Source organism: Micromonospora marincola, from assembly GCF_056150385.1.
This window is the reverse complement of record NZ_JAXCFT010000012.1, coordinates 101607-111047: the sequence shown is the minus strand read 5'-3', so window position 1 is coordinate 111047 and position 9441 is coordinate 101607. Positions and strand designations below refer to the sequence as shown.

The window sequence follows — 9441 nt, the reverse complement described above, 5'->3', positions numbered from 1 at the left end:
GGGGGGGGGGGGGGGGGGTGGGGGGGGTGGGGGGGGGCGGCGCCCCCCCCCCGCCCCCCCCCCCCCGCGCCGGGTCAGGAGGCGTAGACCTCGAACTCGGAGAGCTGGCCGGCCGGCCAGCCGGTGTTGCCGGTGAAGGTCAGCCGCACGAAGCGGCGGTCCCCGGAGGGCACCGCGATCGACACGCTGTTGCCGGACGCCGGGTCGAACGTGTAGCCGGCCGCCGACTTGAGCGTGGCGAACGACGAGCCGTCGGTGGAGCCGAGCACGGACACCGTCTGGGTACGGGTCTGCCAGGCCGCCGACGGCGGCAGCTTGAGCACCACCCGGGCCACCGGCCGGGCGCTGCCCAGGTCGACTGTCACCGACTGCGGGAAGGCGTTGTTGGCGCTCTCCCAGTAGGTGTTGGCGTTGCCGTCGACGGTGTTGCCGGCGCCGTACACGTCGGCGTGGCTGGTCTCCGCGACCGGCCGGCCGGCGGCCAGGTTCCCGGTCGCCGGCGCGGTGGTCGGCGGCGCGGTGGTCGGCGGCGGGGTGGTCGGCGGCGGGGTGGTCGGCGGCGGGGTGGTGGTGGGCGGCGCGGTGGTCGTGCCGCCGCCGTACACCTCCAGTTCGGAGAGCTGGGCCGCCGGCCAGCCGGTGTTGCCGGTGACGGTGACCCGGACGAACCGGCGGGTGCCGGACGGCAGCGCGATCGAGACGCTGTTGCCGGCGGCCGGGTCGAACACGCGGCCCGCCGACGCGGCGAGCGTGGTGAACGAGGAGCCGTCGGTGGAGCCGAGCACGGACAGCGTCTCGGTGCGGCGTTCCCAGCCGGCCGGGAGCTTCAGCACCACCCGGTCGACGGTGCGCGACGCGCCGAGGTCGACGGTCACCGACTGCGGGAACGCGTTGTTGGCGCTCTCCCAGTAGCTGGCCGCGTTGCCGTCGACCGCGTTGCCCGCGGCGTACACCTGGTTGACGCTCGTGGCGGTCGCCGGCCGGCCCAGGGCCAGGTTCCCGCCGGCCGGCGGCGGGGTGGTCGGCGGCGCGGTGGTCGGCGGGGTCGTGGTCGGGGGCGCGGTGGTCGGGGGCACGCTTGTCGGCGGCGGGCTGGACGGGCCGTTGCCCCACTGCGGCTGCGGCCACGGACCGCAGTACGGGGTGGCCGTGTACCAGCCGGAGTTGCCGCTGCCCTGGGTGATCTGGAAGCCGCTGCCCACGCAGTTGTGCATCGGGTTGGCCTGGGCGATGTTCGTGGCCCGCACGTTCGTGAAGCTGACCTGGCTGGGCGCCTGCACCTGGAGCGCGTACGTGCCCGCGCCGTCGATCCGGACGTTGCTGAGGCTGATCCCGCTGGTCTGCCCCTCGATCCAGTGCAGCGCCGCGTAGGAGCTGTCCAGGATGTCGGTGTCGGTGACGTTGATCGCCGCGCCCTGGATCGGCTCGTTCAGCGCCGAGAACCAGATTGCGCCCACCCCGAACTGCCAGTTGTAGTCGGAGTTGCCGTTGCGGATCAGCGTATTGCGGGCGACCGTGATGGTGCCGGCCACCGCCGTCGGGCCGTTGACGCCGGGATAGCGGTTCGCCACGTGGATGCCACCGCCGTTGGTCACCGAGTCGGCGGTCACGTTGTCCGCGATGGTGATGTTGCGCCCGCCGTACGTGACCAGGTGGTTCGCCAGGATCGTCACGCCGATGGTGTTGTGGGTGAACGAGTTGCCCACGTTCGGCACGCTCTGCGCCCACATGGCCAGGCCGTCGTCGCCTGTGTTACGGACGAACGTGTTGGTGACCGTGGAGTTGGTGACCCCCCAGTGGAAGTTCACCCCGTCGGCGGTCTGGTCGAGGATGCGGCTGTTGCGGATGGTGAAGTTGTCCATCGGCCCGTCCATCCACGCGCCGACCTTGGTGTGCTGCAACCACAGGTTGTCCACCACCGAGTCGGTCATCGCGCCGCCGAGCGCGTTCACCTGGTCCTCGTCCACCCGCTCCCGGATGTCGCCGATGATGGCGAAGTCCCGCAGCGTGACGTTGCGGCTCGGCCCGCCCGCCTCGTGCGAGCGGATCTCACCGGAGTAGCCGCCGCCCGGCACGTACTTGCCGTAGATGCCGGCGGCCCGCTTGCGGTCGGTCGGGTGCCGGCCGCCGAGCACCGAATACCACGGCCCGGCGCCGCGCAGCGTCACGCCGTCGACCACCACGTGGTCCCAGAGCGTGAACGTGCCGGCCGGGATCCACACCGTCTTCCCCTGCGCCTTCCCGGCGTCCACCGCGGCCTGGAACTTCGCGGTCGAGTCGGTGGCGCCGGTCGGGTCCGCGCCGAAGTCGGTGACCACGTCGAGCGCGCCGGACGGCTTGGCGATCGGCGACCCGACCAGCTCGAAGTCGGCCAGGTCGATGGTGAAGGTGGGCGACTGCGCGGTCGACGACACCTGGAGCCGGATCTTCGTGCCGGCCGGGTAGGTGGCGCCGAACATGGTCCGCGTCTCGTCGTAGAAGTGGTGCGGGTTGGTGTCGCCCGGGTTGTTGTTGAACGGGTAGCCGCCGTAGAACCAGCCGTACCGGGAGGTCACCGGGACGGCCTTGACGAGCGAGCCGTTCGCGCGCAGGTCGATGCTGGCGTCCCGGCCGGTGCCGGCGGCGCTGTCCGGCAGGCTGTAGCGGAAGGTCACCGCGTTCGCCGGGGCGGCGAGCGTGAACTCGACGTACTCCCCGACCGCGTCGAGGGTGACCGCCTCCCGGCCGGATGCCTCCGACGGCAGCGTGCCGTACCGGCGGTCGGGGCCGATCTTCGTGCCGTTGTGGGCGGCCTGCTCCGCCTCCTGCTCCCGGAACGGCACGGTGGCGCCGCGGCCGGCGATGTCGAACGGGGACAGCCCGGCGGCCTGCGCCGGGGTGGCGGTGGAGGTCAACGCCACGACGGTGAGTGTCGAGGCGGCGAGCGCGGCGGCGGCGAGGGCCGCCAGCCCGGTCCTGCGGTGGCGGTGCGTGGTGCGGTGCTCGGCCATGCGGGGTGTGCTCCCTTTCGTCGGTGGCCAGGTCCCCCGTTGCGGCGGTGCTGCTCCTTTCTCCCCGGGCGCGGCGCGCCGGCGGCGGGACGGTGCCCCCGGCACGCCGCCGGTCAGGCCGATCGGGTACGCAACCAGACGGCGGTGTCCGCTGGTAGCCGGTCGTCGTCGAGTGGCCCGCTCGCCAGCAGCAGCCGGTCGTACGCGGGCAGCGGCACGGCCTCGTCGCCGAGGTTGACAAGGCAGGTGAAGCCGGGTTCGCGGGCGAACGCCAACACCCGGTCGGGTGCGGCAAGCCAGGTCAACGCGCCGTCCCCGAGCGCCGGTGAGGCCCGGCGCAGCGCCAGCGCCGCCCGGTAAAGCTCCAGCATCGAGTGCGGGTCGCCGGCCTGGGCGCGGACCGTGCGGTCCTTCCAGTCCGCCGGCTGCGGCAGCCAGGGCGCGACTGTCGCGCCGTCCGGGCTGAACCCGAACGGCGGGGTGTCGCCCTGCCAGGGCAGCGGCACCCGGCAGCCGTCGCGGCCCGGGTCGACCCGCCCGGACCGCTCCCACATCGGGTCCTGCCGCAGCTCGTACGGGATGTCCTCGACCTCCCAGAGCCCCAGCTCCTCGCCCTGGTAGACGTAGGCGGCGCCGGGCAGCGCCAGGGAGAGCAGCGCGGCGGCCCGGGCCCGGCGGGTGCCCAGCTCCAGGTCGGTGGGGATGCCCTCGCGCTTGGCCGCGAAGCTGAACGTGGTGTCGGCCCGGCCGTAGCGGGTGACGTGCCGGGTGACGTCGTGGTTCGACAGCACCCAGGTGGCCGGCGCGCCGACCGGCGCGTGCGCGGCGAGCGTGCCGTCGATGCTCTCCCGCAGCGCGGTCGCGTCCCAGGCGCAGCCGAGGAAGTCGAAGTTGAACGCGGTGTGCAGCTCGTCCGGGCGCAGGTAGTTGGCGAACCGCTGCCGGTCCGGCAGCCACACCTCGCCGACGAGCGCCCGCTGGCCCGGGTATTCGTCGGCGATCCGCCGCCAGGCGCGGTAGACGTCGTGCACCCCGTCCAGGTCACGGAACGGGTGCGGCCGGTCCGGGTGGACCTCCGGCAGCGTGCCGTCCTTGACCAGCAGGCCGGCCGAGTCGATCCGGATGCCGTCCACCCCGCGGTCGAACCAGAACCGCAGGATGTCCTCGAACTCGGCGCGTACCCGGGGATGGTCCCAGTTGAAGTCCGGTTGCTGCGGGGCGAACAGGTGCAGGTACCAGTCGCCGGGGGTGCCGTCCGGGTCGGTGGTGCGCGTCCAGGTCGGGCCGCCGAACTCACCGGTCCAGTCCGTCGGCGGCCGGTCGCCGCCCGGTCCCCGGCCGGCGCGGAACCAGAACAGCTCCCGCTCGGGCGCGCCCGGCCCGCCGGCGAGGGCCGCCCGGAACCACGGGTGCGCGTCCGAGCAGTGGTTGGGCACCACGTCGACGATGGTCCGGATGCCCACCGCGTGCGCCTCGTCGATGAGCGCCTCCACCTCGCCGAGCGTGCCGAAGACCGGGTCGATGTCGCGGTAGTCGGACACGTCGTAGCCGGCGTCGGCCATCGGCGACGGATACCAGGGGCTGAACCAGATCGCGTCGACGCCGAGCGCCGCGAGGTGGTCCAGGCGGGACCGGATGCCGGCGACGTCGCCGATCCCGTCACCGTTGCCGTCGGCGAAGCTACGCGGATAGACCTGGTAGATCACCGCTGAGCGCCACCACGGGCTGCTGTCGACCATGGACACGGTCACCTGCTTTCTGCGGATCGGTTCTGCTGCGGCGGGACTCGCGGCGGGCTGCGGGCGGAGGCGCCCGGTCAGCCCTTGAGGCCGCCGGTGGTCAGGCCGGACATGATGTTCCGTTGGAAGATCAGGAACAGCACGACGGTGGGGATCGCGGCGATCACCGAGGCGGCGATCACCACGTTCATCGGGGTGCCGCCGGCGAAGGCGTAGATGCCGACGCTCACCGTGCGCGTCTCCGGCGAGGGCATGACCAGCTTCGGCCAGAGGAAGTCCTTCCAGACCGCCGTCACGGAGAAGATCGCGACCACGCCGAGGATCGGGCGGGACATCGGCAGGACGATCGACCAGAGCGTGCGCAGCGGCGACGCGCCGTCCATCACGGCGGCCGACATCAGATCCTCCGGGATCGAGTCGAAGAACCGCTTGAGCAGGAAGATGTTGAACGCGTTCGCCACCAGCGGCAGCCAGATCGCGAACGGCGAGTCGAGCAGGTTGACGTGCACGATCGGCAGGTCGATCACGGTCACGTACTGCGGGACGATGAGCACCATCGCCGGGATCATCAGCGTCGCCAGCATCATGCCGAGGATCAGCCCGCCCAGCACCGGGCGCAGCTTCGACAACGCGTACGCCGCCGCGGTGTCGAACACCAACTGGAACAGCACCGCGCCGGTGGCGTAGTAGAACGTGTTGAACAGCAGCTTCGCCAGGTCGAGGTTGGTCCAGGCGTCCACGTAGTTCTGCGGCTGCGGGTCGCGCGGGAACAGCGACGGCGGGGTCTGGGCGATCTCCTGGCCCGACTTCAGCGCGCCGGTGACCATCCAGTAGAGCGGGCCGAGGAAGACGAGCGTGAAGACCGCCACGACGACGGCGAGCACGGCCCAGTAGAGGACCCGGCCGCGACCGCGCCGCAGTTGGGCCGGGGAAATCAGGGTACGGGTGGTGGCGTCGGCTGCCATGTCCTAGTCCTGTCTCGCGGTCAGTCGCACGTAGACGGCGGAGAACCCGGCCAGCACCACCAGCATGATCACGCCGAGCGCGGCGGCGCCGTTGAGGTCGTTCTGGAAGAACCCGTGCTGATAGATCAGGTACGCCACCGAGGTCGCCGAGTCCTGCGTGCCGGCGCCGTTGGCGAGGATCAGCGGCTCGATGAAGAGCTGCATGGTGGCGACGATCTGGAGCATCGCCAGCAGCGCCAGGATCAGCCGGGTCTGCGGGATCGTCACGTGCACGATGCGCCGCCACACGCCGGCGCCGTCGATCTCGGCCGCCTCGTACAGCTCGCCGGGGATGTTCTGCAACGCCGCCAGGTAGATCAGCACCGCGCCGCCCATGTTCATCCAGGTCGACGCCAGCACCATCGCCGGCATCGTCATGGTCGGCGACTGCATCCACTCCGACGTGGGCAGATGGAGTGCGGTGAGCACGGCGTTGAACAGCCCCGCCTCGCTCGGGTCGTACGCGTAGAACTTGAACAGGAACAGCGCGGACGCCGGTGGCAGCATCACCGGCAGGTAGACGAGCACCCGCAGGTAGCCCTTGGCGTGGCGCAGCTCGTTGAGCAGGATCGCCACGAAGAACGGCACCGCGTAGCCGAGCACGAGCGCCAGGCCGGTGAAGACGAACGTGTTCTTCCAGGCGGTCCAGAAGCTCGGGTCGGCCATGATCCGGGCGTAGTTGTCCCAGCCCACCCAGGTGGTCTCACCCCGCCGGGTGCGCTGGAAGCTCATCACCACGCCGCGGACCATCGGATACCAGGAGAAGACGGCGAAGCAGGCGACCGCGCCGATGAGGAACGTGTGCCCGGTGAGGTTGTCGCGTACCTTCCGACCGAGGCCGGCGCGGCGCGCGGCGGAACGTCGCGGCGGCGGCGCGGGACGGCTCGACCGGCGGGTGACACCCGGGGCGGTGGTGAGCGCCAAGGCAACTCCTGCGGTGATCGGGGTGTGGGGGCCGGGCGCGCCGGCCCCCACACCGGTCGGTTCAGCTCTCGGCGGCCAGCAACTGGTTGACCTTGTCCTCGGCGGTCTTGAGCAGCGCGTCGACGTTCGCGTTCGGGTTCGTCAGCACCCCGGACATCGCGGCGTCAAGTACCGCGTAGATGGCCTGGGCGTTGCGCGGCTCACCCTTGATCGGCACCGGGTTCGCCTCGAAGACGGCGAAGTTGGTGGTGTCGACGTTGGCGTTGGCCTTGCGCAGGTCGAGTTCCTGCTTCTGCGCGTCGCTACCGTTGGTGAACAGCAGCGGCTGGGGCAGGCCCACCGGGTAGTTCTGCGGCTTGGCCCGCACGTAGTCGAACTGGCCCTTGCCCGGGGTGAGCTTCTGGTAGGCGATCCACTTCAGACCGGCCTTGACCTGCTCCGGGCTCAGGCCCTTCTTGAAGAAGTAGCCCTCGCCGCCGCCGAGCGTCGCCTTGGCCGGGCCGTCCTGGCCGGGCAGCGGGCCCATCGCCCAGTCCTGGTACTTGCCCTGGAACTGGCTGACGATCGCCTGGGTGGCGTCCGGCGCGCCGATGAACATGCCGACCTTGCCGGCGCCGGCGTTCGTGAGCAGGTCACCCCACTGGAGCAGTTGCCGGCTGCCCATGCTGTTGTCGCCGTACCGCATGTCCTTGAGGTTCTGCAGGACCTGCTTGCCGGCGGCGTTGTTGAAGTCGGCCTTCTTGCCGTCGGCGGTGAGCACCTGGCCGCCCTGCGAGTAGAGCAGCGAGGTGAAGTGCCAGCCGCCGGTGTTGCCGGCGCTGTACTCGGAGTATCCGGCGACGCCGCCGCCGAGCGCGGAGATCTTCTTGGCCGCGGCACGCACCTCGGGCCACGTCTTCGGCGGGTTGTTCACGTCGAGCCCGGCGCGCTGGAACAGGGCCTTGTTGTAGATCAGGCCCATCGAGTAGTTCTTCACCGGTACGCCGTAGAGCTTGCCGGAGTCGGTGAAGACCTCCTTGAGCGCCGGGTCGACGCTGTCCCAGGTGGGGATCGTGTCCTTGGTGGCGTACTCGTTGATGTCCATGGCCTGACCGGAGTCCAGCACCTGCTGGAGGTCGGTCATGTAGCCGTAGAACACGTCGGTGACGGTGCCGCCGGCGAGGCGGGCGGTGAAGTCCGGCGGGTTGTTGCACTGCTCGCCGACGCTGACGCTCTTCACCACGATCGTCGGGTTCTGCCGCTGGAACTCGGCGACGTCGTCGTTCCAGTTCTTGAGCAGCTCCTTCTGCGCGCCGACCGGCTGGCAGTCGACCGTGATGGTGACCTTGCCGCCGGCGTCGCCGGAGTCGTCGCTCTTCGTGGAGCAGGCCGCGAGGCTGAGCCCGAGGCCGGCCGCGAGCGCCGCGGCCGCGACCTTCCGGTACTGCGGTACGGACATGCTGTCCATCCCTTCGGGAACTGATGTATCGATGACTTCCACTGATGTGCGGGACCGCTGTGAGTGGAGTCAATGTAGCGATGCCGACTCTTTACAGCAAGGTGTCGACCGGATGACGAAAGAACACGACTTTGCAACGGCTGGTCGCGACCGAGGCGTTTCCCGGCACGCGAACGGCCGCCGACCGCGGGTGCGGTCGACGGCCGTTCGGGTGGTGTCGGACGGGCTGCGCAGGAGCGGAACGGGATGCCGGGGCGGCGAAGGAGTCAGGCGCGGGGGGCGGGGGCGGTGGAGCCGCGTACCACAAGCTCGGGCTCGAAGAGCAGCTCGTCGTGCAGCACGCCGGCCCCCTCGATCTGGGTGACGAGCAGGTCCACCGCGGCCTGGCCCATCGTCTCGATCGGCTGCCGCACCGTCGTCAGCGGCGGGTCGGTGCAGGTCATGAACGCGGAGTCGTCGAAGCCCACCACCGACACGTCGGCCGGCACCGCGCGGCCGAGCCGGCGGGCCGCCCGGATGGTGCCGAGCGCCAGCACGTCGCTGGCGCAGACGATGCCTGTCACACCGCGTTCGACAAGCTTGGTCGCCGCGACCCGGGCGCCCTCCATGGAGAAGCTGGAACGCTCGACGTAACTGCGGTCCTCGCCCCACTCGGCGACGTGGACCATGGCGTCCAGCTTGCGCCGGGAGGGCACGTGGTCCTCCGGGCCGAGCACCATGCCGATCATCTCGTGCCCGAGCGACCGCAGGTGCCCGTACGCCTGCTCGACCGCGACCGCGTCGTCGGTGGACACCCGGGGGAAGCTCAGGTCCTCGACGCCGGCGTTCACCAGCACCACCGGCAGGCCCCGGTCGATCAGCCGCCGGTAGTGCTCGTGTGAGGCGTCGGCGAGCGCGTACGAGCCGCCGGCGAAGATGACGCCGCTGACCTGGTGGTCCAGCAGCATCTCCACGTAGCCGGACTCGGGCACGCCGCCGATGGTGCGGGCGCAGAGCGCGGGGGTGAAGCCCCGCTGGGCGAGAGAGCCGGTGACCACCTCGGCAAGCGCCGGGAAGATCGGGTTCTGCAGCTCCGGCAGGACCAGGCCGACAAGCCGCGCGCGTTCTCCCCGCAGCTTGGTCGGGCGCTCGTAGCCGAGCACGTCGAGCGCGGTCAGCACGGCCGTCCGGGTCGCCTCGGACACGCCGCCACGGCCGTTGAGCACCCGGCTCACGGTCGCCTCGCTGACGCCCGCCTTGCGAGCCACCTCCGTCAAGCGCTTCGTCACGACGTCAATCCTACGTCGGATTCTTGCAAGAAATGAACAGCGGTCCTGCCGTGTTTCCCCCCACTCCCACCGGAAGAT

6 protein-coding genes are annotated in these 9441 nt (G+C 71.0%); all 6 read right to left on the bottom strand.

Annotated elements, in window-relative coordinates; translation table 11 throughout:
* Window positions 1-74: 74 nt before the first annotated feature.
* The gene (locus tag SM450_RS22980; protein WP_474621821.1) at window positions 75-2990 is read right to left on the bottom strand and encodes a galactose-binding domain-containing protein; all 2916 of its coding nucleotides are present in this window, start codon (window positions 2988-2990) and stop codon (window positions 75-77) included.
* Between the two features lie 113 nt (window positions 2991-3103).
* Window positions 3104-4729, bottom strand: coding sequence for a glycoside hydrolase family 13 protein (locus SM450_RS22975; protein ID WP_474621854.1), 1626 nt, complete (start codon window positions 4727-4729; stop codon window positions 3104-3106).
* Between the two features lie 77 nt (window positions 4730-4806).
* The gene (locus SM450_RS22970) at window positions 4807-5694 is read right to left on the bottom strand and encodes a carbohydrate ABC transporter permease (protein ID WP_474621820.1); all 888 of its coding nucleotides are present in this window, start codon (window positions 5692-5694) and stop codon (window positions 4807-4809) included.
* 3 nt (window positions 5695-5697) lie between these two features.
* Complete coding sequence (locus SM450_RS22965) at window positions 5698-6657, bottom strand: carbohydrate ABC transporter permease (protein ID WP_474621819.1); 960 nt, start codon at window positions 6655-6657, stop codon at window positions 5698-5700.
* Between the two features lie 61 nt (window positions 6658-6718).
* A complete protein-coding gene (locus SM450_RS22960) occupies window positions 6719-8095 on the bottom strand; it encodes an ABC transporter substrate-binding protein (RefSeq protein ID WP_474621818.1) in 1377 nt (458 codons plus the stop codon).
* A 266-nt stretch (window positions 8096-8361) separates the two neighbouring features.
* The gene (locus tag SM450_RS22955) at window positions 8362-9363 is read right to left on the bottom strand and encodes a LacI family DNA-binding transcriptional regulator (protein ID WP_474621817.1); all 1002 of its coding nucleotides are present in this window, start codon (window positions 9361-9363) and stop codon (window positions 8362-8364) included.
* Between the last annotated feature and the right edge of the window lie 78 nt (window positions 9364-9441).

Coding starts and splice junctions, on each gene's coding strand:
- SM450_RS22970 (WP_474621820.1), bottom strand. CDS start 5,694: ATGGCAGCCGACGCCACCACCCGTACCCTGATTTCCCCGGCCCAACTG.
- SM450_RS22980 (WP_474621821.1), bottom strand. CDS start 2,990: ATGGCCGAGCACCGCACCACGCACCGCCACCGCAGGACCGGGCTGGCG.
- SM450_RS22975 (WP_474621854.1), bottom strand. CDS start 4,729: ATGGTCGACAGCAGCCCGTGGTGGCGCTCAGCGGTGATCTACCAGGTC.
- SM450_RS22960 (WP_474621818.1), bottom strand. CDS start 8,095: ATGTCCGTACCGCAGTACCGGAAGGTCGCGGCCGCGGCGCTCGCGGCC.